We start from the raw sequence: 24,730 nt of genomic DNA, 5'->3' as shown, positions 1-24,730 counted from the left end.
TCATGGGATAAGAAGCTCCGGTCAGATGACCGCCGGCGGACCGGGCGGTGCGCCCTCCGAACCGACCGACGCGGAACTCGTCGACTCGGTCGGCGTCGAGGTGATCATCGCGGCGCTGTCGTTCGCCTCCGCGGTCGTGTTCATGACGAGGTCGGGCATCGGCGTCGGTGAAGTGGTGAGCACGACCGCCGAGTTGCCCTTAATCACCGTAATGGTGTAGGGAGACGACGGCGAGACGGTCCAGAGCGTCCCGTCGGTGCCGGTGTGGCCGAGAAGCGTGCTCTCTTGGCTGGCTTCGAGCCCGATGGTGACGTTCGCGTCTACCGGGTCGTCGCTCCCGCTTTCGTTCAGCTGGATTCGGAGCGGTCCGCCGGGGTAGGTCCGGTCGACAGTGAGCGCGAGGCCGTCTTTGACCTCGGTCGCGACGGCCCCGGTCGCAATCGAACCGAGGGGGCGGGTCTGCGATTCCTTGAACACCCGCCCGCTCCCGGCGTCGACGTAGGCGGTCAACTGACCGCGGTCGTAGTTGATTCGCACGCGGTGGCTGTCACCGGCGCTGATGACGTTGGTCCCGTTCTGCGCGGCGCGGCTCGAGTAGATGGTGGGGTAGCTCTCCGCGACGATGTCGAGCGCCTCCTCGTAGGAGACCGTGCTCTGGTCGCGGTTGCGGAGCCCGGCGCGGTAGGCCTCGCGGACGTACTCTCCGTCAGCTACGACGCCGAGGACGACGCCCGTCTCGCTCGTTCGGACGGAGAACCGAGCGGTGTCGGACTGGCCGGACATGACCGTGACGGCGTACTGCCGAACCGGACCGGTGAACGTGTCGAGTTCGCGTTCGAGCGCCGCGAGCCGGCCGGAGTTGATAGAGAAGTCCGGCGTCTCGGTGGCGAGTTCCCGGAGGGCGACGCGTCGCTCGTTGAGGCCGCGGGCCTCGGCGTCGATTCGCGCGAGTTCGACGAGGAGTTCGCGCGCGGTGAGCTCCCCCGCGTTGAACTGTTCGACTGCGGAGCGCTGTGCGCTTTGCAGCGCAATCGCGCGCTGCTCGATGCTGTTTATCTCGTCGAGAATGAGCTGTTGGCGGGTGCTGTCGTCACCCGCGGACTCGATACGCTCGATCGACGCGCGCGATTGAACCTCGCCGCTGGTATCGAGGCCGGCGAAGCCGAGGGACGGGCCGAGGTCGACATGGGCGGGCTCGACGGTCGCTCGAACCAGTTGCGACGACGGGATATCGAGGACGTGAATCGTCTCGTTGGACGGCGACTGGACCTGCGCGGGGGCCGGCTCGTCGAGAGCCGTCGCTTGGGCCGAGCCGTCCGCGGGACCGACCGCGCCGAGAACCGGCGACGCCACCAAGAGCATGACGACGACGAGCGGGAGGGCCTTCATCGCCGTGAGGGTACACGGTGCCGGTACTAAAATGACCCTCTTGGCGGCGTCGGCACGGCGAAGCCTCGAGAGCGCACGTCGGCGACGTATGACGCTGTTGAGTCGATGGAAAGCGTTTTCATCGCCGGATGAAACGGATTTACGTATGCGGAGCGCCGCCCTCATCGTTGCCCTCCTCACCATCGTCTCCGGCGTCGCAGTCCCGGCGGCGGCCACAGATATGACTGCGCTTGGCGCTCACGGCGTTGACGCGGCAGTCGACGATTCCGGAGTCGACGTTTTCGGTTCCGACTCTCGCTCGCAAGCGCCCACCGCCCTCGGCCGCGCACCGCTCGTCACCCAGCAGACGAGTCTCGAACGGTCGCCGCGGACGGAGATATCGATTCGAGTTCGCGACGACCGCTCGGCGGACTGGCGCATCGAGATGCGCTACGAGCTCGAGACGCGAAACGAGACCGCGGCGTTCGAAGAGTTCGCACAGGAGTACGAGCAGGGAACCACCGATGTCGGCCCCGACGCCGCCTTCTTTCAGCGTGTCAGCCAGACGGCCGCCGAGCAGACCGGTCGGTCGATGACCGTCCAGAACGCGACGACGACGGGGTACGTCGAAAACGGGACCGGCGTCCTCGTGTTGAGGTTCACCTGGACGAACTTCGCGGAACAGACCGACGAAGGGCTGCGCGTCGGTGACGCCTTCTCGGCCGGTGGCGGCGAGACGTGGGTCACCTCGCTGCAGTCGAACCAGAACCTCACGATTCAGACGCCCCCGGGCTACGCCGTCAGTGACACAGACATCCCGCTGGAGAACAACGCCGTCGTCGCCGAGGGGCCGCGGACGTTCGAGTCGACCGAGCAACTAAGCGTGAGTTACGTTTCCACAGGGTCTGACGGAGCCATTCCGTGGACGCTCGTCGGTGGCGGTGCCATCGTCTTCTTGGTGCTCGTGGCGGGAGTCGTCCTGTTCACCCGGCGGCGGCCGGGCGACGCGGCCACGGCCAAACCGTCGGCATCGACGCCCACGCGGCGTCAGGAGCCGACGCCGGAGCCGGCCGACGAACTCGGCACCGACGAAGAGGTTGACGACGACGGCGAAGCAGGCGAAGCGCCCGACGATATCGACCTCGACTTACTCTCGGACGAAGAGCGGGTCGAACTCCTCTTGGAACGGAGCGGCGGGCGGATGAAGCAGGCGAACATCGTCAAGGAGACCGGCTGGTCCGACGCCAAAGTCTCGCAGCTCCTGTCGGCGATGGCCGACGAGGAGCGCGTCGAGAAACTGCGCCTCGGCCGCGAGAACCTCATCTCGCTCCCCGACGAGGACGAAGACGAGGAGTAATCGGGGGACGGCGTCGCCGACGACCGCGGTGCGAAAACGTTTATTCTCCCCGGTCGGTAGTGAACGTTGATGAAAGTTCTCGTAACCGTCAAGGAGGTCGCCGAGGTCGAAGAGGACTTCGAGCTCGACGGGCTCCGCGTGGCGGACCAGTACCTCGACTACGACCTCAACGAGTGGGACGAGTACGCGGTCGAGGAAGCCGTCCAAATCGCCGAGGAGAGCGACGACGACGTGGAGGTCGTCGCCGTCACCATCGGCCCCGAGCGGTCCGAAGAGACCATCCGCATGGCGCTCGCCAAGGGTGTCGACCGCGCGGTCCGCGTGTGGGACGACGCGCTCGACGGCGTGGACCTGCTCGACGTGGGCGCGAAGACGCGCCTGCTCTCGGCGGTCGTCGAGGAGGAAGACCCCGACCTCGTCCTGACGGGCGTGCAGGCGAACGACGACAGCTTCGGCGCGACCGGCGTCTCGCTCGCCTCGGCGATCGACTTCGAGTGGGCCGCGGTCGTGAACGCGCTCGACCTCGACGCCGACGGCGGCGTGGCGAACGTCCGCCGCGAACTCGAAGGCGGCGTGGAGGAGCTCACCGAGGTCGACCTGCCCGCGGTCCTCACCATCCAGACCGGTATCAACGAGCCCCGCTACGCGAGCCTGCGCGGGATTCGGCAGGCCCAGTCGAAGGAGATCAAGCCGCTCGCGCTCTCCGACCTCGGCCTCGACGCCGCGGCGGTCGAGTCCGACCTCGTCCTGACCGACGTGTACGAGCCGGAGACCGAGTCCGACGCGACCTACTTCGAGGGTGACGCCGGAGAGCAGGCCGCCGACCTTGCGACCGTCCTCCGCGAGAAGGGGGTGGGCGCGCAATGAGCGACGTGCTCGCCGTCGTCGAGCACCGCCGCGGAAGCCTCCGCGACGTGTCGTTCGAACTCGTGACGGCCGGCGCCGACCTCGTCGGCGACACCGGCGGCGACCTCCACCTCGCGGTCATCGGCGGCGACGTGGACGCCTTCGCCGAGGCGCTCTCGCTCGCCGGCGTGGACGCGATTCACACCGTCGCCGAGGGCGACGAATTCAACCACGACGTGTACGTGCAGGCCGTCGAGGCCCTCTCCGAGGAGCTCGACCCCACGTACGTCCTCATGGGCAACACGGTCAACGGTCTCGACTACGCCCCCGCGGTCGCAGAACGCCTCGACCTCCCGCTCGTGACCGACGCCATCGGCCTACAGAACGACGGCGGCCTCGTCGTCACCCGCGAGATGTACGCCTCGAAGGTCGAATCGACCGTCGAGGTCGACGCCGACCGCGCCGCGGTCACCGTCCGCCCCGGCGAGTGGGACGCCGCCGAGGAGCCGGGCGAACCCACCGTCGAGGCCTTCTCGTTCGACCTTGACGAGTCTCGCGTGCGCTCGCGCGTGACCGGCTTCGAGGAAGTCGGCAGCGGCGACGTGGACATCACCGACGCCGACGTGCTCGTCTCCGTCGGCCGCGGCATCGAAGAAGAAGAGAACATCGAACTCGTGCAGGAACTCGCCGACGCGCTCGGCGCGACGCTCTCGTCGTCGCGGCCCATCGTCGACAACGGCTGGCTCCCGAAGGACCGACAGGTCGGCCAGTCCGGGAAGGTCGTCACGCCGAAGTTCTACATCGCAATCGGCATCTCCGGCGCCGTCCAGCACGTCGCCGGGATGAAGGGTGCCGAGAACATCGTCGCCATCAACACCGACCCCGACGCGCCCATCTTCGACATCGCCGACTACGGCATCGTCGGCGACCTCTTCGAGGTAGTTCCGGAACTCATCGAACAGTTCGAGTAAACGTCATCCGTTTTTGGTCCAGATTTTTGCGGACGCGAACCGGTGAGCGTCCGGAAAAGGCTGTCGCACGTGGTTCCGGAACTCATCGAACAGTTCGGGCAGGCGTCTCCCAATCAGGTGTTCTCCGACTACCGCCGCACCCCAGTCGCGCGGTTTCTCCAAATCCGGTACGTACTTCCCTACCCAACCCTACGAACCGACAATGGAATACCTGGAGCGCCGGGTCACGATGGTAAACGACCGCCTCGAGGAGGTCGTCTCGGCGGTCGAGCCGTCGGAACTCGCCGACCAACTCGACCACGTCGCTCTCGCGGGGGGCAAGCGCGTCCGCCCCGCCGTGACCATCCTCGCCTGCGAGGCCGTCGGTGGCACCCCCGAGGACGCCGTCGACTTCGCGGTCGGCGTCGAACTCGTCCACAACGCCTCGCTCGTCGTCGACGACATCATCGACCGGTCCGACATCCGTCGCGGCACGCCCAGCGCGTGGGCCGAGTACGGCTACGGCCCGGCAATCATCGCCTCCGACGGCCTGCTCGGCGAGGCGTTCGCCCTCCTCTCGTCGTCCGACCGCGCCACCCGCATCGTCGCCGAATCGATGGTCGAACTCGGCGAGGGCGAGGCGACCGAACTCGTCGCGGTCCCGTCCAACGAAGCCGAGTACATGCAACTCGCCCACCGCAAGACGGGGGCGCTGTTCCGCGCCGCCGCCGAACTCGGCGCTGTCGCCGCCGGCGGCGACGCCCACGTCGTCGAGGCGTTCGGCGACTACGCGGCCCGCGTCGGCGTCGCCTTCCAGATTCGCGACGACGTGCTGGACGCCACGGCCGACGCCGAGGAACTCGGCAAGCCGACGGGACAGGACGCCGAGATGGGTCGGCCGTCGCTCGTACAGGTGACGGACCTGACCCCCGAGGAAGCGAACCGCCGGGCCCGACAGCAGGCCGACGAAGCGCTTTCGGCCCTCGACTCCTCGGGCGTCGAGGACTCTGAGCCGCTGGAGTATCTCCGCGACCTCGCGGAGTTCGTCATCGTCCGCGAGAGCTGACGAGGCGACTTCGAGTTCGGCACCGACGACGCTAAAAACCGACAGAAAACGCCGAGCGGCGAGGCCGCCCGCGACTGATTACGCCGGTTGCTCGCCGTCGCCGTCCGAGCCGGTCGGATAGCGCGACTCCGCCACCGCGAACGTGAGCGTGCTCAGCACACCGAGGAGCGTGCCGACCGTGAGCGCGACGGCGAGGCCGGGGAGGTAGAACTTCTGGACACCGACGACGCCCTCGGGGAGGAAGAAGCCGGAGAGCGCGTAGAGCACGATGGCGATGGCGAACACGTAGAACGGCGCGTTGAGGTAGCGCCACTTGAACCGGTCGTGGAGGTACTCGTCTGTCACCTGCCCGAGGCTGCTCGTGATACCGGCGGCGGCGAACCACTCGACCGCGCCGTGGACGAGCGTCGCGAGGATGAGTCCCGGGGCGGGGTCGCCGCCGACGCTGTCGGAGACGGTTTCGAGGAGTTCGACCCCGCGGACGCCGCCGACGACGAGGAGCGCCGCGGCGGCGACGTAGGTGATGATGGTGACGCGACCGGCGTAGAGGACGTTTCGCGCCCGGTTGGCCGCCTCGTCGACGGCGGATTCGAGGCCGAGCCCGCGGAACAGCGTGTACAGGCCGAGGAGCGCCGAGATGAGGCCGAGAACGACCGCGCCGGGCACGTCGAAGAAGCTGGCGATGGTGACGAAGGGGTAGATGAGAAGCAGGATGCCGAGCGGGACGAGGATGGTCCCACGAGTCTCGGGGTCGGCGAGCACCTGCTTCATCGTGTAGTACATCGATTCGAGGTTCTGGGCCTGTCTGACGACGACCCGACGGACCCCGTCGATGGGGACGCGAGAGCGGATGACCGGCAGGACCGACTCGTCCTGTGCGCCGTCGGTGATGACGATGGCGTGGACGGGCTCGCCGGTCGAGAGGCTCGCGAGGACGGTGTCAATCTCGTCGCCGATGGCGCGGTTCGCTTTCACGTCGCTTCCTTCCAACCCGGTGACCGCCGCGACCTCGACCTCCTCGTCTTCCGATTCGAGGAGTTCGTCGTGGACCTGAATGCCCTGAAAGAGGACGTTCACGTCGGAGTCCTCCGGGTCCGCGGTGGCCAGCGCCACCGCGGCGTCCTCGACGCGCTGTCGGCCGACGACGGGCGTCGAGAGACCCGTCTTGCGGCCGAGGTCGTCGTCGAGGTCGACACAGAGGACCAAGAGCATCGTTGACTCCTATGCCACGGGGATATATCTGCTTTCGGGGGCGCGGCCGCGGTGGCGCGGTCGGTCGGTCTCGCGGAGCGGACGGGCGGTCGCCGGGGCGCGGTCGTCGTCCCCTTCGGTTCGCCCCGGTCAGTCGGTCGCGCCGGCCTCGCCGACGGGGTCGAAAAGCACCTCGAAGCGCGCCCCGGACCCGCCGTTGGCGACCCGAATTATCCAGCCGTGGGAGTCGACAATCTGCCGGACGATACCGAGTCCGAGGCCGTTTCCGTCGCCGTCTTTGGTGGAAAACCCAGAGTCGAAGACGTGGTCGCGAATCGACGCCGGGATGCCGGGCCCGTTGTCCTCGACGAAGAAGCCGCGGTGCGACGGGAGGGCACCGACGCGAATCACGAGCTCCGAGTCGTCGCTCGCGGTGGACGCGTCGTCACGGTCGCTTTGGCCGTGCTGGAGCGCGTTCCGAAACAGGTTCTCGAAGAGCCGCGTCGCCCGGCTCTCGTCGGCTTCGACCACCGGAAGTTCGCCGACCTCACAGCGCACGTGGCCGGCGTTCGGCGAGCACATCTCCCACGCGGTTGCCGCGGCGTCCGCCAGCGAGACTTCCTCCGCGTCGAGGACGGAACGCCCGTCGCGGGCGAGAGAGAGCACGTCTTCGACCACGTCGGTGATGCGCTGGTGGGCGCGCTCGACGTAGTCGAGGTGGCTGCCGTCGTCGAGTTCGCGAGCGAGTTCGAGCCGGCCCTGCGCGACCGACAACGGTCCGCGGATGTCGTGCGAGAGGACGCGGGCGAAGGCGTCGAGCCGGGCGTTCTGCTGGGCGAGTTCGCGCTCGTGGCTGATGCGCTCCGTCAGGTCGGACATCACGCCGAGGATGTTTGTCACGTCGCCGTTCTCGTCGAGGAGCGGGACCGCGCGGGCGTTCGCCCAACGGATGGTTTCGCTCCCCTCGGGGATGAACCGGAACTCGAACTCGTACTGCTCGTCGACGGCACCGTCTCGGATGTCGACGAACATCTCGTCGATGGCTCGCCGCAGTTGGTCGCGGTCGTCGACGTGGACGAGTTCGAGGAACGAATGCGGGTTCTCGTAGAGGAGCGACACGTCTCGCCCCCAGACGCTCTCGAACTGGTCGTTGATGTAGACGACGTCGAGCTCGGTCGGCTCCGAGATGAACACCATGTCCGGGAGCGACGAGATGATCTGTCTGGTGAGGCGCTCGGAGCGCCTGAGGAGCCGTTCGGACTCCAGCCGGGCCGTGACGTCCATGGCGGTGCCGACGACGACCGGCTCACCGTCGACAGCCGCCCGCTGGCCGGTGATTTCCAGCGTGGTCAACTCGCCGGTGCGGTCGCTGACGCGGACGGTGTACGACATCGATTCGACGCTGCCGTGGTCTCTGTTTCTCAGGCTCTCGTCGACGATGGCGCGGTCCTCCTCGACGATGAAGTCGGTGATGGGACGACCGACCACCTCGTCGGTGTCGTAGCCGAGCAGGTTCGAGAGGTACTCGTTGACGAACTCGATTCGGCCGTCGCGTATCACGTACAGGCCGACGAGCGACTGCTCGGCGATGACCCGGAGCCACGCGTACAGCTCGTCGAGTTCGGCCGACTGGCGAGCCGCGACGACCGCGTTCGAGATACGGTGGGCGAGTACCGCGAGCTTCACGTCGGTCGATCGCTTGTCCACCACGTCGGCGACGCCGGCGGCGAACGCCTCGTGGACCACGTCCTCGGAGTCGAGTCGGGTGAACAGAATCACCGGCGGCGGGTTCGGCGACTCGCGGACGCGAAGGAGCGTGTCGAGACCGGCGGTGCCGTCGAACTCGAACTCGGTGACGATACAGTCGAACGGCGACTCGGCGTGCGCGTCGAGCGCCGCGATCGGGTCGTCGACCGCCGCGACGTCGAGACTGTCGCATCCGTCGAGTACCGAAACCGTGTCTGCCGCGGTCTCGGGGTCGTCGTCGACGATGAGGACCCGGACCTGACCCTCAGCACGGACGACGGAACCGAGAGACATGCTGTATTGTCAGTCATATACAACAATAACCCTACCGGCGAGGGGGAAGGTCCCAGGGCAAAGTCGGACGCCTTTTGACGATGCGCCAAGTACGGTTCCGTAATCGAATGATCTCGAAGGGATGCGAACAGTGCGCCATGGGCGGTAAGATGGTGCTGTTCGTCTACGGGTACTGCGACCAGCGCGATTGTTTCTACTGCCCGCTCGGCGAGAATCGCAAGAACGTCACCGACGTGTATGCCAACGAGCGGAAAGTCGAGTCCGACGCGGACGTCATCGAGGAGGCGAAACGCATGGACGCGCTCGGCTCGTCCATCACCGGCGGCGAACCCCAGGAGGCGCTCGACAAGACCTGCCGCTACATCTCGCTTCTCAAAGACGAGTTCGGCGAGGACCACCACATCCACCTCTATACGGGTATCACGGGCGGCCGCGAGAACATGCGGCGCCTCGCCGAGGCCGGCCTCGACGAGATTCGCTTCCACCCGCCGCTCGAACTCTGGGGCGACATGCACGGCACCGAGTGGGAGGACATCCTCTACATCGCCCGCGAGGAGGGCCTCACCCCGGCGTTCGAGATTCCGGGCATCCGCGCGGAACGGGAGTTCCTCGACTTCCTCGACGAGGGGGCCGCGGAGTTCTGCAACATCAACGAGTTCGAGATGTCCGACGGTAACTACCGCCGGATGCAGGAGAAGGGCTACGAACTGCAGGACGGCCACATGTCGGCGGTCGACGGCTCGAAGGAGGCCATCCTCGACGAGATGGGCGACCACGAGCGCGTCTACTTCTGTACCTCCGTGTTCAAGGACGCCGCCCAGCACCGAAACCGCCTGAAGCGCATGGCCCGCAACCTCCGCCGGCCGTTCGACGAGGTGACGGACGACGGCACGCTCGTCTACGGCAAGACCTACACGCCCGCCGAGCGCTTCATCGAACTCGGCGTCCCCGACGAGTTCTACAGCATCAAGTCGAACCACGTCGAGGTCGCGTGGTGGCTCCTCGAAGAGATGATAGAAGACGGCGACGTGGACGACGGCGAAATCGTCGAGCAGTACCCGACCTACGACGGGACGGTCGTCGAGCGGACGCCACTGGCCTGAATTCGGGCGTTTTTGGTCCAGACTTTTGCGGAGTGAGCGTGAGCGAACTCCGGAAAAAGGTGGGACTGGGACGGTCGTCGAGCGGACGCCGCTGGCCTGAGTGTCACCGTTTTTGGTCCAGATTTTTGCGGAGTGAGCGTGAGCGAACTCCGGAAAAAGGTGGGACTGGGACGGTCGTCGAGCGGACGCCGCTGGCCTGAGTGTCACCGTTTTTGGTCCAGATTTTTGCGGAGTGAGCGTGAGCGAACTCCGGAAAAAGGTGGGACTGGGACGGTCGTCGAGCGGACGCCACTGGCCTGAGTTTCCCTCTGTTTCCTCCGAACTGTCATGGTGCCATCACGACCGAAAGCGGTGGTGCCGCCGCGTCCGGGTTCTCGTGAGCGCGACGAACAGACTCGGCGTGAGCGCGAGCGCCGCGGCCGCGGCCGTCGTCGGTCCGAGCGGGAGACGCATCGCGACGCCGGCACCCGCGACCGATACGCCGACGAGCGCGCCTGAGGCGATACCGACGCGCTGTTGACGGTGCGTCGGCCGGAACCCGCGGGCGTCGGCGTAGAGCGCTCCCGAAAGCCCGAGGACGAACCCGAGAAGCGCGCTCACCGTCCCGAGGCGGGGCGCGACCGCGAGGAACGCCGCGCCGACGACCGCACAACAGACGAGCGACTGGACCGGGGAAAGGGGGTTCACGTCCGCGCCGAACCGGACCGCGTAGGCGACGGGCGGAAGTGAGACCACCACCGCGGCGAACACGCCATCGAGCGGTTCGACCGTCGCCCGTTCGAGGACGGCCGTCGTCGCGGTCAACAGCCCGATGGCCGCGCCGAGGCCGAGGACGACTCGCGGAGGGAGCGCCTCGGAGGGGTCGTCAGACCGGAGGACGCCGAAGGCGGCGAAGGGGTAGCAGACGACGGCACCGAAGAGGAGCGGGCGAAACAGCGTCCCCGAGAGGACCGCCGCGGAGACGGTCGCAGACAGGCCGAGGAAGACGCCGATGAGGAGTGCGAACTCGGGGACGCGTTCTGCCATACCGCGGGGTTCGGGCGAGCGACGGAAAGCGTTTCGGCGGGCGGCGGGCTACCCGCAAGCGTTTAGAGTGCCCCTAGTGTACCTCCCCGCATGTCCGACTGTCCACTCGCGGACGACTGCCCGAGCTTCTCAGAACGAATCGCGGGCATGGGGTGCCAGTACTACGGCGACCGGGGCGGCGCGGAGTGGTGCGACCACTACGAGCGCCCCATCTACGAGCTCAAACAGCAGCCCGTCAAGCCGGGCGAGGAGGTTATCGTCACCGTCGAGGACATCCACGAGAGCGGTGCGGGAGTCGGTCGGACCGAAGACGGTTTCATCGTCTTCGTCGACGGACTGCTGCCGGATGCGCGCGCCATCGTCCGCATCGACCGGGTGAAGGGGAGCCACGCCCGCGCGAAGAAAATCGTTGAGCGCCTGCCGCTGGACCCCGAAGCCGAAGACAGCGAGGCGGGCGAGACGGGCGAGACGGGCGAGGCGACCGGAGCCGACACCGAATCCAAGTCCAAATCGAGCGGTCGCGACGGCCCGAAGCGCCCCGAGGCGCTCGGGAGCCGAGACAACTTCTGGGGCGAATAACGCCGACTCGTCGGCGGCGTCCCGTGGACAGTCAGCCTGCTGTATCTTTTTTCACCCCCGAGACCTACCCCGTGGTATGAGCGACGCCGGACGCGACGACGAGACGGTCCCCGACGTAGACGAACTCCTCGATAGAGCCGGGTTCGACCCGGAGACGAGCGTCCTCACCCGGAGGCAAGCGGAGGTGCTCGCGCTGCGCGAGCGGGACGTCCGCCAGTCGACTATCGCCGACTCCCTCGGCACCTCGCGGGCGAACGTCTCCAGTATCGAAGCCAGCGCCCGCGCCAACGTCGAGAAGGCCCGCGAGACGGTGACGTTCGTCGACGCGCTCACCGCGCCGGTCCGCGTGGAGGTCCCCGCCGGAAGCGACCTCTACGACGTGCCCAAGCAGGTGTACGACGCCTGCGACGAGGCGGGCGTGAAGGTGAACCAGACCGCGCCGGACCTGATGAAAATCGTCTCCGACGCGGCCGGCGACGCGGTCGAGGGGCGGGAAATCAAAGAACAGCTGTTCGTCGGGGTCACGAGCGACGGGCGCGTCCGGGTCCGTCGGCACGCTGACGGAATCTGACCGCGCGCCCGCGCTGGAATCGCTCTCACAGCCGGCGACCTCGGTTCACCCCACGACGTGCCGCGAGGCCCACGCTTTTGCTCGCGGCGGTCGTCAGCCCGCGCATGGAACTCGGACTCGACGGCGACACGGTCGTCGTCACGGCGAGTTCGGCCGGCCTCGGGCGCGCGAGCGCCGCGGCGCTGGCCGACGAAGGAGCGAACGTCGTCGTCTGCGGGCGCGACCCCGAGCGCCTCGCGGCGACCGAATCGGAACTGAGTGACCTCGACGGCGACGTGCTCGGCGTCGAGACCGACATCACGAGCAAACGGGAGGTCGAGTCGCTGGTCGAGGCGGCCGTCGAGGAGTTCGGCGGCGTCGACCACGTCGTCACCTCGGCCGGGGGCGTGCCCCCGGGCGGGTTCGCCGACCTGACCGAACAGGAGTGGTACGGCGCGTTCGACATGCTCGTCATGAGCGCCGTCTGGACCGTCCGGGCGGCCCGGCCGCACCTCGAAGCGAGCGACGCGGGGACGATTACCTGCATCACCTCCACGTCGGTCAGGGAGGTCATCGACGACCTCATCCTCTCGAACGCGGTCCGCCGCGGCGTCATCGGCCTCGTGAAGTCGCTGTCGCGCGAACTCGCGCCGGGCGTGCGGGTGAACGCGGTGCTGCCGGGCGCACACGAGACGAGTCGCATCGAGGAACTGGTCGAGGCGGCCGTCGAGCGCGGCGACCACGAGACCTACGAGGAGGGTCTCGACTCGTGGTCCGACGGGATTCCGCTGGGTCGCGTCGGCGACCCGCGCGAACTCGGCGACGTGGTCGCGTTCCTCGCCAGCGACCGCGCGAGCTTCGTCACCGGGGCCTGTGTCCCGGTCGACGGCGGACGACTGCGGAGCGCCTGACGCGGCGCTCGACCCGTCTCAGAACGCGTCGCGGTCGCGGAGGATAGAGACCGCGTCGCGCACTTTCTGCGCGTCTTCTTTCGGCACGACGAGCACGCGGTCGCCCCACGCGACGACCGCGAGGTCGGAGACGCCGACGAGCGAGACGTTCGCGCCGTCGGTGGCGACGACGTTGTCCGCGGCATCGACGAACACCGGGTCGTCACCGAGCGCGACGTTGCCGTCTTCGTCGGCGTCGACGATTCGTTCGAGGGCGTCCCACGAGCCGAGGTCGTCCCACTCGAAGTGGACCGGCACGACCGCCGCGTCCGCGGCGCGTTCCATCACCGCGTAGTCGATGCTGACGCCCTCGACCGCCTCGAAGCCGGCGTCGGTGTCGCCGTCGTCGAGGGCGTCGAGGAGGGGCGCGAGCGGCGAGTCGCGGACGGCGGCAAACAGCGCGTCGGGCGTCCACGCGAACATCCCGGCGTTCCAGAGGTAGCCCTCGTCGACGTAGCGGGCGGCCGTCTCGGCGTCCGGTTTCTCGTGGAACGCGGCGAGGTCGCGGTAGTCGCCGCGGTCCGCGCCGGGTTCGATGTAGCCGTAGCCGGTGTCCGGACGGGTCGGGTCGACGCCGAAGGCGACGAGCGCACCGGTGTCGGCGGCGACGCGCGCGCCGCGGGTCATCGCCTCGGCGAAGCCGTCGCCGACGTGGTGGTCGCTCGGCAGGACGACGACGACCGGGTCGTCGTACAACTCGGCGATTCGGTGGGTCGCGTAGACGAGCGCCGGGCCGGTGTCCTTGGCCGCGGGCTCGACCACGACCTCGGCGTCGGGCGCGTGGTCGGGGATGTCGTCCGCGAACGCGGGCCGTGTCGAGACGACGACGTGGTCGGCGAAGTCGGCGCGGGCGACGGTCTCGGTGAGGAGGGAGCGGTCGCCGCCGAGCGGGAGGAACTGTTTGGGCCGGTCGCTCCGGCTCGCGGGGTACAGGCGGGTGCCGGTGCCGCCGGCGAGGACGAGCGCGACGAGTGGTCGGTCCATGTCGGAGGGTGGCGCTACAGCCTCAAAACCGTACCACGTCTCCAACCACGTCGCCTACCACGTCTCGACCATCCCCTCGCGAATGTCCTCGACACAGCCCTGACAGTCGGGGTGGTCGGGGTCGAAGCAGGCGGGACGGCCCTTCGCGTCGACGGCGACGGCGCGGCGCTCGGCGTGGCGGCGGCAGACGATTTTCGCGCGACCCTCGGCGTCCCGCGGGAGGGAGTGCGTCGGAGACGGGTCCCGACCGTCTCGATAGGCGCGTTTGGCCTCTTCGTAGCGCTTGCCGGCGGTGCGGGCGGCGCTGCGGATGATGCTTTCGAGGCGGTCGTCCATGCTGTCGAGTGCGTGCCCCGAGGCTATCAATTCCTCGCTCGGTGCGGCGGTTCTGGCGCGCTCTCGGCCGCGACGTTCACTTTCACTGCGCCGTTTGCAACTTTTTATATGAGTACGCATCCAAGGTCAGTATGCCTCCCAATGGAAACCAAGGTGGAGGCGAGGTAGACCATGACTGATTTGCGAACCCATGCGGCTGAGATAGCCGACCAGTTCTCGGACCACCTAGACGTGTCCGCGGACGAAGTCGAAGAACGATTAGAGAGCCTCGTCACCGAGTACCGCGTCCCCGTCGACGAAGCGCGGCGGAGCGTCGTCAACAGTTACCTCGACGAGGCCGGTATCGAGCGCGACGAGCTCGCCGGCGGCTCCGGCGGAAACGAACAGACCCTGCTCAACGACATCGACGAAGACGAGCAGTGGGTCGACGTGCGCGCGAAGGTCGTCGAACTCTGGGAACCCCGGAGCGAGTCCATCGCGCAGGTCGGCCTGCTCGGCGACGACTCCGGGCGGATGAAGTTCGTCTCGTTCACCACGTCCGAACTCCCCGAACTCGAAGAAGGGAAATCGTACGCGCTCGGCAACGTCGTCACCGACGAGTACCAGGGCAACTTCTCCGTGAAGCTCAACCGGACGACGAGCATCACCGAACTCGACGAGGAGATCGAAGTCGGCGACGACTCGACCAGCGTCGAGGGCGCGCTCGTGGACATCCAGTCCGGGAGCGGCCTCATCAAGCGCTGTCCCGAGGAGGGCTGCACGCGCGTCCTCCAGAACGGGCGCTGTTCCGAACACGGCAGCGTCGAAGGCGAGTTCGACCTCCGCATCAAGGCCGTCGTCGACGACGGCGACGAGGTCCACGAAGTCATCTTCAATCGTGAGATGACCGAGGAGTTGACCGGTATCGAACTGGACGAGGCGAAGCAGATGGCCATGGACGCCCTCGACACCACCATCGTCGAAGAGGAGATGCGCGGTGACCTCGTGGGGTTCTACTACCGCGTCACCGGCCCGACGCTGGGTCGGTACGTGCTCGCCAACGAAGTCGAGCGGCTGAGCGAGCCAGCGGACGCAGAAGAACTGCTCATCAAAGCGAGGTCGATGTAAATGAGTTCCAACGAAATCCCCACCCGAGAGGTCGCCCGGCGCGTCTTCGCACAGGAGTTCAACGACGCCGGTTACACGTTCAAGGAGTCCGACGACGAGCGCGCGCCCGTCTACCTGCTGCTTCCGACGGGAGAGAGCGCGAACCGCGTCTTCCTCGTCGGCACGCTGACCGAGAAGGAAGACGTCGGCGAGGACAACGAGTACTGGCGGGGTCGCATCGTCGACCCGACGGGGACGTTCTTCGTCTACGCCGGCCAGTACCAGCCCGAGGCCGCCAGCGCGCTGCGCGACCTCGACGCGCCCGCCTACGTCGCGGTCGTCGGCAAGCCGCGGACGTACGAGACCGACGACGGCAGCATCAACGTCTCCGTCCGCCCCGAGTCCATCACCGAGGTCGACGCGGCCACGCGCGACCGCTGGGTGACCGAGACCGCGGACAAGACGCTCGACCGCATCGCGGCGTTCGACGACGAGGGCAACGAGTACGCGCGGATGGCCCGCGAGCACTACGACCTCGACCCCGAGGAGTACAAGCGCGCCGCCATCGCCGCGCTCGAAAGCCTCGAACAGGCCGACGAGCTGAGCGCGTAAGCGAACGCCCCGGCCGCGACCCGGCGCGTCAGCGGGACGCGCACCGGTCGCCGAACCCACCGAACGTATCCAACCCCGACTGACGGCCGATTTCCACCGTCACACGCCCCGTTTTGCGACGAATCGCGACGCCCGAGACCCCTCGTCTGACGAACCATTAAGTGGCCTCACCACGGACCGACGAATATCATGGGCAACAAGAACAAGACCATCTCGTTTCGCGTCAACGAAGACGCGTTCGAGACCCTTCGGGAGATAGCCGAAGAGCGGGACATCTCCCTGTCCGCCGTCTTCCGCGACTACGTGGACACGTTAGTTGCCCACGACGGTCAGGTGCAGGTCGTCCCCAAGCACGAACTGGAGAAGTTGCGCGAGGGCGAAGACGAGTCGTTCCCCCCGACCGTCGAGGTTCCCAAGAGCTTCATCCGCGAGCACGAGCGCCTCGAACTGGAGGCCGAACACCTCCGCGAGCAGCTCGAAGAGCACAAGGGCTACGTGAACTACCTGCGCGAGCAGGTCGAAAACGACCACGACGACGTCGAAGAGGTCATCCAACTGGAGGACCTCGACACGGGCGACGAGCCGTCGTTCCGCCTCGGCTAAGCCGGCCGACCGCCGGCGCTCTCTGCGCTGTTGTCGATTCGCGGTAGCGGGTCCGATTCAGCGAGGACCGACGAGGTCCTGCTTCGCCCGTCGTGCGTCGTCCTGCATCTCTCTGTCTCCTTCCACGTCCGCGAGCGCCTCGACCGATTCGAGCGTCCGGACCGCGTCGTCGAGGAACGAGAGCACGTCGCCGGGGTAGGCGTACACCATGTAGTCGTCGCTCATCACGTCCACGATGGCGTCGGGGCCGAGCCCCTGCGCGCGGAGTTCGAGCAGGTACTCGATGAACTGGCGTTCGGGGTAGCCGGTGTAGATGTCGTCCGAATTTTCGCAGTCGAGGAAGTCCTGCGCGAAGTCGAGCAGGCGGTCGCGGGTGGCGTCGTCCACCTTGGCGAGCCCCTCGCCGGAGTAGAGGATTTCGAGGGTCGCACCGCTGAAGACGCGCTTGGGGATGTTCGTATCCAGTTGCGAGACGATCTGGCGGTGATTTTTGAGATAGATCTTGTCCGTGATAGCCACTGCTACCCGCGACTTCGGGCCTCCGCGGCAAAAGCGTCCCGCTCGCCGGCGCGGCGTCGTCGACGTGGGTGAGCTCTGTTACGTACTGTCATTCCGGGACCGTAGCGTAACGTATTTTAGTCGTAGCGGATTAGGAAGGATTGCAGCGTGTCCGGGTTGGGGTAGTGGACTATCCTTCAGCCTTGTGGAGGCTGAGACGCGGGTTCAATTCTCGCACCTGGACCTTCTTCACATTCTCACTCTTTCGAGCGTGTGCTCGCGTCAGCGAGCACCGCGAGAACTCACGAGAATGTGCGAAGTCGAACCGAGAGAATTGAACCAGAGAGCGAAGTGAGCGAGAGCGAACGAAGCGACCGAGGTTCACGCGAGTGAAACGAGCGTGAATACGTGAGGTGGAGCCTCACGGCGTTCAATTCTCGCACCAAGACTGACAACACCCCCGATTGGGACTCCCACCAGACCCAAGTGTGTCATGAACAAACATACCACTTGGGATGAGAACCCAACTCCGCGCGGACAACTCGGTGTTCGACCGCATCCGCGACGCGATACTCAACCGCGGCGACCCGGAGGACAACGAAGCGCCCGTCGGCCCAACGGTACCGACGGGCTGACCGGCCGGTTCCGCAGGTCGTCGCCGGTCCACCTCGCTTTTCCGCGCTCGAACTACCGAGCGCGAGCCGCCACGAACCGTCGATAGCGCGGCCGTCGCCGACAACCCGAAGGGAACGCCGGAAACGAGCACGTCTTTCTATCGGGGGTCCTACGACCCGGCCATGCAGGCCGCCATCCTCACCGTCGGCAACGAACTGCTCGCGGGGGACATCGAGAACACGAACGCGACGTGGTTGGCCCGGCGACTCACCGAGGGCGGGGCGACGGTGGCGCGGATTCAGACGGTCCCCGACGACCACGAGGTCATCGCCGAGACGGTCGCCGACTGGGCGGCCGCCTTCGACGCAGTCCTCGTCACCGGCGGCCTCGGCGGGACGCCGGACGACATCACGATGGAAGCCGTCGCGGCCGGCCTCGACCGGGCGTTCGTCGTCAACGACGAGGCCGAAACGCAGGTCGAATCGACCATCGCGGCGATTCTCGAACGCCGGCCGGACATCGACTTCGACCTCGAACCGGAGTGGTACGCGTCGATGCCCGCCGACGCCGAGGTGCTCCCGAACGAGGAGGGCCTCGCACCCGGCTGTCGGGCGGGGAACGTCTACGTCCTGCCGGGCATCCCCGACGAGATGAAGCCGATGTTCGAGGGCATCGCCGAGCGGTTCGCGGGCGACGTGGAGTCGCGGGAGTGCTACGCCGACGCGCCGGAGGGGGCCGTCGCCCGCGAACTCGGCGTCGTCGCCGAGCGCTTCGGCGTGGGCGTCGGTAGTTACCCCAACAGCGGCGGGCCGACCCGAATCAAACTCACCGGCGGCGACCCGGCGGTGCTTGACGAGGCCGTGGCGTGGTTCCGGGCGAACGCGACGGTCGACCTCTACGATAGCGAGGCGGCAGTGACGGCGGCGCGCGAGGAGAGAGCGGGGAGCGACGCTCCCGAGAACTGAGAGCCGGTCGGCGAATCAGCGGAGTTGGGCGAGTCCAGCGTCTGACCGGGGCATGGCGTCGAGCGAGCCGCGACTGCGGATGATGTTGAAGGCGGTGACGAGGTCCGACCGGGAGACGAGGCCGACGAGGTCACCCGTCTCGTCGACGACCGGGAGGCGACCCACGCCGCGTTCCTGCATGAGCGCGATGGCGTCCATCGCGTCGGCGTCGGGGGTGATGGTCGTTAGTTCGTCGCTCATGATGTCGTCGACGCGGAAGGCGTCGCGTTCGACCTCCTTGACGCCGCGGGCGTCGTCGAGGGTGACCATGCCGACGAGGTTGCCGTTTCTGAGGACCGGGTAGCCCGTGTGGCGCTCGACGAACATGCGTTCGAGGAGTTCCGCGACTGAGGTCCTCTCGTCGACCACGTCGAGGTTTTCGCGACTGGTCATGATGTCGCGGACGACCACGTCCTGGAACGTCGCCTTGAGGACGGTCTGTTGGGCCTCACCGGACGCGCCCATGTAGATGAAGAAGGCGAGCGCGACGAGAAACAGGTTGAAAAAGAGGCCGAACAGGCCGAGGAGGAACGCGAACACCTTGCCGACCTCGGCGGCCATCTGCGTCGCTTTCGCGTGCGGGCGGTTCCGCGCGAGGAGCGCCCGGAGGACGCGGCCGCCGTCCATCGGGAAGCCGGGGAGCATGTTGAACACGGCGAGCGAGACGTTCACCAGCGCGAGGTAGCCGAGGACGAACTGCGCGGGGGCCTGCGACTCGGGGAGCAAGAGGAAGCCGGCGTAGGAGACGACGCCGATGGCGACCGAGACGAGCGGGCCGGCGACGGCGATGGTGAACTCCTGTTTCCAGTCCTCGGGAATCTCCTTGAACCGGGCGACGCCGCCGAAGAGCCAGAGCGTGATGGACTCGATTTCGTAGCCGTAGCGCATGGCGACGAGCGAGTGGCCGAACTCGTGCAGCAGGACGCCGGCGAACAGCCCGATGGCGGCCGCGCTTCCGAGTATCCACTGCATCGACCCCGCGGAGATGGCCACGCCGTCGATGTTCGAGCCGAAGAGGTCGTTGACGACGAGCGCGAGATTCGTCACGTCCGAGCCGATGAGCCACGCGAAAAGCGGGAGAACGATGAGGAACGTGAGGTCCAGCTTTATCGGGATGCCGAAGGCGCTACCGATGCGGATTCCTCGCATACCCGTAGTAACCCCGGAGGGGCCTTAAGCAGTCAGGGCGAAGAGACGGGGAAATGCTTACGCAGGCGGGCAATCGACGGGGAGATATGAGTGATTCCCGACCGGAGCCGGTGGTCAAGCGGGGCGCGGACATTGAGTACGAGCGGGTCGGCGCGGCCGACGGGATGTCGAAGGGCGTCCTCGTCTCCGAGGCCGACGGCGCGCCGAACTTTGCAATCCGGCGGTTCGTCCTGGACCCCGGCGCGACGGTGCCGAAACACACCAACGAGGTCGAACACGAGCAGTACGTCCTCTCGGGTCGGTACGTCGTCGGCATCGGCGACGAGGAGTACGAGGTCGAAGCCGGCGACTCGCTTTTGATTCCCGCCGGCGTCGTCCACTGGTACCGAAACGAGTCCGACGGAGAGGGGTCGTTCCTCTGTGCGGTCCCCAACGGCGACGACGCCATCGAACTCGCCGACGACGCCGACGTCTGAGCGTGGACGAGGACGCGGCGGCCGCGGCGGCCAGAGTACGAAGCCGCATGCGGGTCGCTATCGAGCCTGAGCGTTCGCAGGCGAATCGCTGAAATACCACGTCGCCGTAGCAGGCACCGTGTCTAAACAGGTCACCCGCGTCGACACGCTCTTTCTCCACCAGACGGGAGACGACTACCTCGTCGTCGCCCGCCGGGACGGAAAGCGGGTGCTCCGCGGCAAGCTCGAACTCAAAGAGACGAACGCGGGGCCTCGACCCCTGCGCTTTCTGGTGACTCGGAAGGGAGACGACTCGCCGCGCGACCCGAGTCAGTTCGTCGAACTCGCCCGGTCGGCCGCCCGCATCCGCATCTCTCAGCAGACGCCGAAAGACGGCCGCGACGAGCTGAAAGAGATGCTCGACGGCTACCAGTTGGAGGCGCTGACGGTGCGGACCTGCCGCCGCTGCGCCGTCAACGGCCGGTACTCGCCCATCACCGACGACACGGCCATCAAGGCCGAACACGAGCACATCTGTCGCGACTGCGCCGTCCAAGAACTGGAGGGCGAACTCTCCTTCGCGGGCGGGCTCACGCAGGCCGCCCAAGAGCGCCTGGAGGAACTGCTCTACGAGACGGGCGACCTGACCCGCATCACGAACTTACTGCAGGGTGAGTTGGACCCCGACCTGACGAAGTTCGACACCATCAGCGCGACGACCGAGGACGTGGAGCTGGTCGAGACGGAGACGCTCGACCTCCACCCGAACCTGAAGTCGATGCTGACCGAGCGCTTCGACACCCTGCTTCCCGTCCAGAGCCTCGCCATCGACAACGGGCTGCTCGACGGCGACGACCAGCTCGTCGTGAGCGCGACGGCGACCGGGAAGACGCTCGTCGGCGAGCTCGCCGGCATCAACCGGATGCTGAACGACGACGGGAAAATGCTGTTTCTCGTCCCGCTGGTCGCGCTCGCGAACCAGAAGCACGAGGACTTCAAGGAGCGCTACGGCCACCTCGGCAAGGTGACCATCCGCGTCGGCGCGAGCCGAATCAACGACGACGGCAACCGATTCGACCCGAACGCCGACGTCATCGTCGGCACCTACGAGGGCATCGACCACGCGCTCCGGACGGGCAAGGACCTCGGCGACATCGGCACGGTCGTCATCGACGAGGTCCACACCCTGAAAGAAGAAGAGCGCGGCCACCGCCTCGACGGGATGATAGCCCGCCTGAAACACTACTGCGAGGCCCGCGCGAAGCGCCGCGAGAGCTACGGCGGCGCGCAGTGGATTTACCTCTCTGCGACCGTCGGCAACCCGAAGTGGCTCGCACAGACCCTCCGGGCCAACCTCGTCGAGTACGAGGACCGCCCCGTCCCCATCGAGCGCCACGTCACCTTCGCCGACGGGCAGGAAAAGCCGCGAATCGAAAACCGCCTCGTGCGGCAGGCGTTCGACTCGAAGTCCTCGAAGGGCTACCGCGGCCAGACCATCATCTTCACCAACTCGCGGCGGCGGTGCCACGAAATCGCCCGGAAGATGGACTACAACGCCGCGGCGTACCACGCCGGCTTGGACTACGGCCAGCGAAAGCGGGTGGAGCGACAGTTCGCCAATCAGGACCTCGCGGCCGTCGTGACGACCGCCGCGCTCGCCGCCGGGGTCGACTTCCCGGCGTCGCAGGTCATCTTCGACACGCTGGCGATGGGCATCGAGTGGCTCTCCGTCCAGGAGTTCAGCCAGATGCTCGGCCGCGCCGGCCGCCCCGACTACCACGACAAGGGCGTCGTCTACCTGCTCGTCGAACCCGACGCGAGCTATCACAACACGATGGAGATGACCGAAGACGAGGTCGCGTTCAAGCTCCTCAAAGGCGAGATGGAGGAGGTCCGGACGGTGTACGACCAGTCCTCGGCGGTCGAAGAGACGCTGGCGAACATCGTCGTCGCCGGCAAGAAGGCGAAGGCGCTCAACAGCCGGATGCTCGGCGAGGTGCCGACGACCCACGCGGTGGGGAAGCTCTTGGAGTGGGGCTTCATCGACGGCCTCGACCCGACGCCACTCGGGCTCGCCGTGACGCGGCAGTTCCTCTCGCCGAGAGAGGCCTTCGCCATCCTCGACGGTATCCGGAAGGGGTCGTCGCCGTACGAAATCGTCGCCGACCTCGAACTCGACGAGGAAGGCCGGTAGCGTCCGGACGCCTTCAGCAGGGGCGGATATTCCGAATCCCGCACGCTTTTTGGCCGCCGACGCGTCGGTGACCGCGTGGTAGCGATAACGCCGGACATCCTCGTCGTCTTCGCCGTCATCCTCGTCGCGCTGGCGTTTTTCGCGACCGAACCCGTGCCGGTCGACGTGACGGCAATCGGCGTGATGGTGTCGTTGATGCTGATTCAACCCGCCTCGGAGGCGCTCGCCTCGGCGGGGATGCTCGGCGCGTCCATCGTTCTCTTCGAATCCTACCCCGGCGACGCCCTCTCGGGGTTCGCCAACACGGCGACGCTGACCGTCCTCGCGATGTTCATCCTCAGCGAGGGCGTCCAGCGGACCGGTATCATTCAGCTACTGGGCGCGAAGATATCGACGTTCACCGGCGATAGCGAACTGCGACAACTCGGCGCGACGGTCGGCCTCGTCGGCCCCATCTCCGGGTTCATCAACAACACCGCCGCGGTCGCCATCCTGTTGCCGATGGTGACCGACCTCGCAGAACGCGGGCGGACCTCGCCCTCGAAGCTCCTCTTACCGCTGTCGTACGCCTCGATGTTCGGCGGCATGCTGACGCTCATCGGGACCTCGACCAACATCCTCGCCAGCGACGTCTACTCGCGCATCACGGGCGAAGCGCCCTTCACGATGTTCGAGTTCACCGCGCTCGGTGCGGTGGTCATGGTCGTCGGCGTCGTCTACCTCATGACAATCGGCCGGCGGCTCACGCCGGCGCGAATCGAGCCCCGGCGCGACCTGACAGAGGAGTTCGAGATGGCGGAGTACCTGACCGAGGTCGTCGTCCGCGAGGACTCCCCGCTCGTCGGCCAGCAGGTCCAGCGGGCGCTCGTCGAGACCGAGTTCGACGTGGACCTCCTCCAACTCATCCGCGGCGAGAGCGTCTTCCTCGAACCGCTCGGCCCGAAGGAGATTCAGCCGGGCGACGTGTTCACCCTCCGGACCGACCGCAACACGCTCGTCGAACTGCTCGACGTGGAGGGACTCGACCTCGTGCCGGCGACCGTCACCGAAGACGAACTCGAACTCGCCGACCGCGGCCAGAACCTCGTCGAGGTCGTCGTCGCACCGGGGTCGGCGCTGGTCGGCGAGTCGCTCGCCTCGGCGAGTTTCAGACAGCGGTACGACGCGACCGTGCTCGCGCTCCGTCGCGGCGGCGAACTCATCCGCCGGCGGATGGACAACCTCCCGCTCCGCGTCGGCGACACGCTGCTCGTGCAGGCGACCGTCGAGAGCATCGAACGTCTCGACAACAACCGCAACTTCATCGTCGCCCAGGAAATCGAGCGCCACGACTACCGCGAATCGAAGATTCCGGTCGCCGTCGGCATCGTCGCCGGCGTCGTCGCGCTCGCCGCGCTCGACTTTCTCCCCATCGTCGTCGCCGCGCTCCTCGGCGCGCTCGCCATGGTCGCCACGAAGTGTCTCCGGCCGACCGAGTTGTACGACGCCGTTCAGTGGGACGTTATCTTCCTCCTCGCGGGCGTCATCCCGCTCGGCATCGCGATGGAGAACTCCGGGGCCGCCGAACTCCTCGCCGAACTGGTCGTGATGACCGGCGACTACCTCCCCCTTATCGCGGTCCTCGGCGTGTTCTACTTCGTGACGGCGCTCCTGACGAACGTCATCTCGAACAACGCGAGCGTCGTGCTCATGATTCCCGTCGCCATCGAGGCCGCGACGACCCTCGGAGCCGACCCGTTCTCGTTCGTCCTCGCGGTCATGTTCGCGGCGTCGACGGCCTTCATGACCCCCGTCGGCTACCAGACGAACCTGTTCGTCTACGGCCCCGGCGGCTACAAGTTCACGGACTACATCCGCGTCGGCGGCCCGCTACAGTTGCTCCTCGGGGTCGTGACGACGCTCGGCGTCGCGTACTTCTTCCCCCTGACCTGACGGGGCGGAACGAAACCCTTTACTCCGCGACGGGGAGAGTCGTATGTGCGGGACCGTGGGTTAGCCTGGTATACTTCGGGCCTTGGGTGCCCGTGACCCCGGTTCAAATCCGGGCGGTCCCATTGGGTATATAAACAAAGCGGCCTGTTTTGCCGCGGTTTTCCACCCGAACAGAGGGGGGTCTGCGCGTGAGCCTCGCACCATCGAAGCGTGCGGGCGAACGCGCCGAAGCGGAC

At 67.1% G+C, this 24,730-nt stretch carries 23 protein-coding genes and 2 tRNA genes; 17 read left to right on the top strand and 8 right to left on the bottom strand.

Going from position 1 to position 24,730, the window contains the following annotated elements:
- Positions 1–21 precede the first annotated feature (21 nt).
- The gene (locus C5B91_RS00125) at positions 22–1,389 is read right to left on the bottom strand and encodes a hypothetical protein (protein WP_115818930.1); all 1,368 of its coding nucleotides are present in this window, start codon (positions 1,387–1,389) and stop codon (positions 22–24) included.
- A 145-nt stretch (positions 1,390–1,534) separates the two neighbouring features.
- Here C5B91_RS00125 and C5B91_RS00120 point away from each other — a divergent pair, with 145 nt between their 5' ends.
- The 4 genes from C5B91_RS00120 to C5B91_RS00105 all read left to right on the top strand — a co-directional run bounded on the left by C5B91_RS00120 (position 1,535) and on the right by C5B91_RS00105 (position 5,587).
- The gene (locus C5B91_RS00120) at positions 1,535–2,725 is read left to right on the top strand and encodes a hypothetical protein (protein ID WP_008091417.1); all 1,191 of its coding nucleotides are present in this window, start codon (positions 1,535–1,537) and stop codon (positions 2,723–2,725) included.
- Positions 2,726–2,794: 69 nt separating this feature from the next.
- Entirely contained in the window at positions 2,795–3,592 is a 798-nt protein-coding gene (locus C5B91_RS00115) for an electron transfer flavoprotein subunit beta/FixA family protein (RefSeq protein WP_004973659.1), read from the top strand.
- On the top strand, positions 3,589–4,542 hold the full coding sequence (locus C5B91_RS00110) for an electron transfer flavoprotein subunit alpha/FixB family protein (RefSeq protein ID WP_049967997.1): 954 nt from the start codon (positions 3,589–3,591) through the stop codon (positions 4,540–4,542). Before C5B91_RS00115 ends, C5B91_RS00110 begins: the two co-directional genes overlap by 4 nt.
- Positions 4,543–4,744: 202 nt before the next feature.
- Entirely contained in the window at positions 4,745–5,587 is an 843-nt protein-coding gene (locus tag C5B91_RS00105) for a polyprenyl synthetase family protein (protein ID WP_004973663.1), read from the top strand.
- A gap of 78 nt (positions 5,588–5,665) precedes the next feature.
- Here the strand turns inward: C5B91_RS00105 and C5B91_RS00100 are convergent, their stop codons facing one another.
- Together C5B91_RS00100 and C5B91_RS00095 are read right to left on the bottom strand one after the other, a co-directional pair.
- Positions 5,666–6,799 (bottom strand): DUF373 family protein, encoded by a 1,134-nt coding sequence (locus tag C5B91_RS00100; protein ID WP_004973664.1) that lies wholly within the window; start codon positions 6,797–6,799, stop codon positions 5,666–5,668.
- Positions 6,800–6,928: 129 nt separating this feature from the next.
- Positions 6,929–8,818 carry a PAS domain S-box protein gene (locus tag C5B91_RS00095; RefSeq protein ID WP_115818929.1) on the bottom strand — a complete coding sequence of 630 codons (1,890 nt, stop codon included), beginning with the start codon at positions 8,816–8,818 and terminating at the stop codon, positions 6,929–6,931.
- Between the two features lie 107 nt (positions 8,819–8,925).
- On the opposite strand from C5B91_RS00095, the gene C5B91_RS00090 reads away from it, so the two are divergent.
- The gene (locus tag C5B91_RS00090) at positions 8,926–9,921 is read left to right on the top strand and encodes a radical SAM protein (protein WP_049904989.1); all 996 of its coding nucleotides are present in this window, start codon (positions 8,926–8,928) and stop codon (positions 9,919–9,921) included.
- Positions 9,922–10,257: 336 nt separating this feature from the next.
- Here the strand turns inward: C5B91_RS00090 and C5B91_RS00085 are convergent, their stop codons facing one another.
- Positions 10,258–10,947, bottom strand: coding sequence for a hypothetical protein (locus tag C5B91_RS00085; protein WP_115818928.1), 690 nt, complete (start codon positions 10,945–10,947; stop codon positions 10,258–10,260).
- Positions 10,948–11,037: 90 nt separating this feature from the next.
- Between C5B91_RS00085 and C5B91_RS00080 the strand changes: the two genes are divergently transcribed.
- From C5B91_RS00080 to C5B91_RS00070, 3 genes are all read left to right on the top strand, one after another.
- Positions 11,038–11,526 (top strand): TRAM domain-containing protein, encoded by a 489-nt coding sequence (locus C5B91_RS00080; protein ID WP_049913342.1) that lies wholly within the window; start codon positions 11,038–11,040, stop codon positions 11,524–11,526.
- 76 nt (positions 11,527–11,602) lie between these two features.
- A complete protein-coding gene (locus C5B91_RS00075) occupies positions 11,603–12,097 on the top strand; it encodes a Tfx family DNA-binding protein (protein ID WP_008091405.1) in 495 nt (164 codons plus the stop codon).
- A gap of 104 nt (positions 12,098–12,201) precedes the next feature.
- Positions 12,202–12,987, top strand: coding sequence for an SDR family oxidoreductase (locus C5B91_RS00070; protein WP_008091403.1), 786 nt, complete (start codon positions 12,202–12,204; stop codon positions 12,985–12,987).
- Positions 12,988–13,005: 18 nt separating this feature from the next.
- Here the strand turns inward: C5B91_RS00070 and C5B91_RS00065 are convergent, their stop codons facing one another.
- Both C5B91_RS00065 and C5B91_RS00060 read right to left on the bottom strand, forming a co-directional pair.
- Positions 13,006–14,010 (bottom strand): mannose-1-phosphate guanylyltransferase, encoded by a 1,005-nt coding sequence (locus C5B91_RS00065; protein ID WP_115818927.1) that lies wholly within the window; start codon positions 14,008–14,010, stop codon positions 13,006–13,008.
- 54 nt (positions 14,011–14,064) lie between these two features.
- Positions 14,065–14,346 carry a hypothetical protein gene (locus C5B91_RS00060; RefSeq protein WP_008091399.1) on the bottom strand — a complete coding sequence of 94 codons (282 nt, stop codon included), beginning with the start codon at positions 14,344–14,346 and terminating at the stop codon, positions 14,065–14,067.
- A 171-nt stretch (positions 14,347–14,517) separates the two neighbouring features.
- On the opposite strand from C5B91_RS00060, the gene C5B91_RS00055 reads away from it, so the two are divergent.
- The 3 genes from C5B91_RS00055 (at position 14,518) to C5B91_RS00045 (ending at position 16,647) form a co-directional block, all read left to right on the top strand.
- Positions 14,518–15,453: a replication factor A gene (locus tag C5B91_RS00055; protein WP_004973680.1), complete on the top strand. Its 936-nt coding sequence runs from the start codon at positions 14,518–14,520 to the stop codon at positions 15,451–15,453.
- A complete protein-coding gene (locus tag C5B91_RS00050; protein ID WP_004973682.1) occupies positions 15,454–16,044 on the top strand; it encodes an RPA family protein in 591 nt (196 codons plus the stop codon). It abuts the gene before it with no gap.
- Positions 16,045–16,233: 189 nt separating this feature from the next.
- Positions 16,234–16,647, top strand: coding sequence for a ribbon-helix-helix protein, CopG family (locus C5B91_RS00045; protein ID WP_004044633.1), 414 nt, complete (start codon positions 16,234–16,236; stop codon positions 16,645–16,647).
- Between the two features lie 57 nt (positions 16,648–16,704).
- Here the strand turns inward: C5B91_RS00045 and C5B91_RS00040 are convergent, their stop codons facing one another.
- Positions 16,705–17,166, bottom strand: coding sequence for a DUF5814 domain-containing protein (locus tag C5B91_RS00040; RefSeq protein WP_008091389.1), 462 nt, complete (start codon positions 17,164–17,166; stop codon positions 16,705–16,707).
- 150 nt (positions 17,167–17,316) lie between these two features.
- Here C5B91_RS00040 and C5B91_RS00035 point away from each other — a divergent pair.
- Together C5B91_RS00035 and C5B91_RS00030 are read left to right on the top strand one after the other, a co-directional pair.
- Positions 17,317–17,389, top strand: a tRNA-His gene (locus C5B91_RS00035).
- Positions 17,390–17,942: 553 nt separating this feature from the next.
- On the top strand, positions 17,943–18,725 hold the full coding sequence (locus tag C5B91_RS00030; protein ID WP_008091385.1) for a molybdopterin-binding protein: 783 nt from the start codon (positions 17,943–17,945) through the stop codon (positions 18,723–18,725).
- A 15-nt stretch (positions 18,726–18,740) separates the two neighbouring features.
- On the opposite strand, the gene C5B91_RS00025 is transcribed toward C5B91_RS00030, so the two are convergent.
- Positions 18,741–19,913, bottom strand: a complete 1,173-nt coding sequence (locus tag C5B91_RS00025) for a M50 family metallopeptidase (protein ID WP_008091384.1) — start codon at positions 19,911–19,913, stop codon at positions 18,741–18,743.
- A gap of 86 nt (positions 19,914–19,999) precedes the next feature.
- Here C5B91_RS00025 and C5B91_RS00020 point away from each other — a divergent pair, with 86 nt between their 5' ends.
- The 4 genes from C5B91_RS00020 (at position 20,000) to C5B91_RS00005 (ending at position 24,616) form a co-directional block, all read left to right on the top strand.
- Positions 20,000–20,389 carry a cupin domain-containing protein gene (locus C5B91_RS00020; RefSeq protein ID WP_008091382.1) on the top strand — a complete coding sequence of 130 codons (390 nt, stop codon included), beginning with the start codon at positions 20,000–20,002 and terminating at the stop codon, positions 20,387–20,389.
- 118 nt (positions 20,390–20,507) lie between these two features.
- Complete coding sequence (locus tag C5B91_RS00015; RefSeq protein ID WP_008091380.1) at positions 20,508–22,562, top strand: DEAD/DEAH box helicase; 2,055 nt, start codon at positions 20,508–20,510, stop codon at positions 22,560–22,562.
- 75 nt (positions 22,563–22,637) lie between these two features.
- Positions 22,638–24,494, top strand: coding sequence for an SLC13 family permease (locus C5B91_RS00010; protein ID WP_115818926.1), 1,857 nt, complete (start codon positions 22,638–22,640; stop codon positions 24,492–24,494).
- A 49-nt stretch (positions 24,495–24,543) separates the two neighbouring features.
- Positions 24,544–24,616, top strand: a tRNA-Pro gene (locus C5B91_RS00005).
- The last annotated feature ends 114 nt before the right edge of the window (positions 24,617–24,730 follow it).

The sequence above is a fragment of the Haloferax sp. Atlit-10N genome, from assembly GCF_003586325.1.
GTDB lineage: Archaea > Halobacteriota > Halobacteria > Halobacteriales > Haloferacaceae > Haloferax > Haloferax prahovense.
Note: the sequence above shows the minus strand (reverse complement) of the source record. Positions and strands in the feature narration are given on the sequence as shown.

Excerpts from the sequence above, each read along its gene's own strand:
- C5B91_RS00125 (WP_115818930.1), bottom strand. The coding sequence starts at position 1,389 with ATGAAGGCCCTCCCGCTCGTCGTCGTCATGCTCTTGGTGGCGTCGCCG.
- C5B91_RS00120 (WP_008091417.1), top strand. The coding sequence starts at position 1,535 with ATGCGGAGCGCCGCCCTCATCGTTGCCCTCCTCACCATCGTCTCCGGC.
- C5B91_RS00115 (WP_004973659.1), top strand. The coding sequence starts at position 2,795 with ATGAAAGTTCTCGTAACCGTCAAGGAGGTCGCCGAGGTCGAAGAGGAC.
- C5B91_RS00110 (WP_049967997.1), top strand. The coding sequence starts at position 3,589 with ATGAGCGACGTGCTCGCCGTCGTCGAGCACCGCCGCGGAAGCCTCCGC.
- C5B91_RS00105 (WP_004973663.1), top strand. The coding sequence starts at position 4,745 with ATGGAATACCTGGAGCGCCGGGTCACGATGGTAAACGACCGCCTCGAG.
- C5B91_RS00100 (WP_004973664.1), bottom strand. The coding sequence starts at position 6,799 with ATGCTCTTGGTCCTCTGTGTCGACCTCGACGACGACCTCGGCCGCAAG.
- C5B91_RS00095 (WP_115818929.1), bottom strand. The coding sequence starts at position 8,818 with ATGTCTCTCGGTTCCGTCGTCCGTGCTGAGGGTCAGGTCCGGGTCCTC.
- C5B91_RS00090 (WP_049904989.1), top strand. The coding sequence starts at position 8,926 with ATGATCTCGAAGGGATGCGAACAGTGCGCCATGGGCGGTAAGATGGTG.
- C5B91_RS00085 (WP_115818928.1), bottom strand. The coding sequence starts at position 10,947 with ATGGCAGAACGCGTCCCCGAGTTCGCACTCCTCATCGGCGTCTTCCTC.
- C5B91_RS00080 (WP_049913342.1), top strand. The coding sequence starts at position 11,038 with ATGTCCGACTGTCCACTCGCGGACGACTGCCCGAGCTTCTCAGAACGA.
- C5B91_RS00075 (WP_008091405.1), top strand. The coding sequence starts at position 11,603 with ATGAGCGACGCCGGACGCGACGACGAGACGGTCCCCGACGTAGACGAA.
- C5B91_RS00070 (WP_008091403.1), top strand. The coding sequence starts at position 12,202 with ATGGAACTCGGACTCGACGGCGACACGGTCGTCGTCACGGCGAGTTCG.
- C5B91_RS00065 (WP_115818927.1), bottom strand. The coding sequence starts at position 14,010 with ATGGACCGACCACTCGTCGCGCTCGTCCTCGCCGGCGGCACCGGCACC.
- C5B91_RS00060 (WP_008091399.1), bottom strand. The coding sequence starts at position 14,346 with ATGGACGACCGCCTCGAAAGCATCATCCGCAGCGCCGCCCGCACCGCC.
- C5B91_RS00055 (WP_004973680.1), top strand. The coding sequence starts at position 14,518 with ATGACTGATTTGCGAACCCATGCGGCTGAGATAGCCGACCAGTTCTCG.
- C5B91_RS00050 (WP_004973682.1), top strand. The coding sequence starts at position 15,454 with ATGAGTTCCAACGAAATCCCCACCCGAGAGGTCGCCCGGCGCGTCTTC.
- C5B91_RS00045 (WP_004044633.1), top strand. The coding sequence starts at position 16,234 with ATGGGCAACAAGAACAAGACCATCTCGTTTCGCGTCAACGAAGACGCG.
- C5B91_RS00030 (WP_008091385.1), top strand. The coding sequence starts at position 17,943 with ATGCAGGCCGCCATCCTCACCGTCGGCAACGAACTGCTCGCGGGGGAC.
- C5B91_RS00025 (WP_008091384.1), bottom strand. The coding sequence starts at position 19,913 with ATGCGAGGAATCCGCATCGGTAGCGCCTTCGGCATCCCGATAAAGCTG.
- C5B91_RS00020 (WP_008091382.1), top strand. The coding sequence starts at position 20,000 with ATGAGTGATTCCCGACCGGAGCCGGTGGTCAAGCGGGGCGCGGACATT.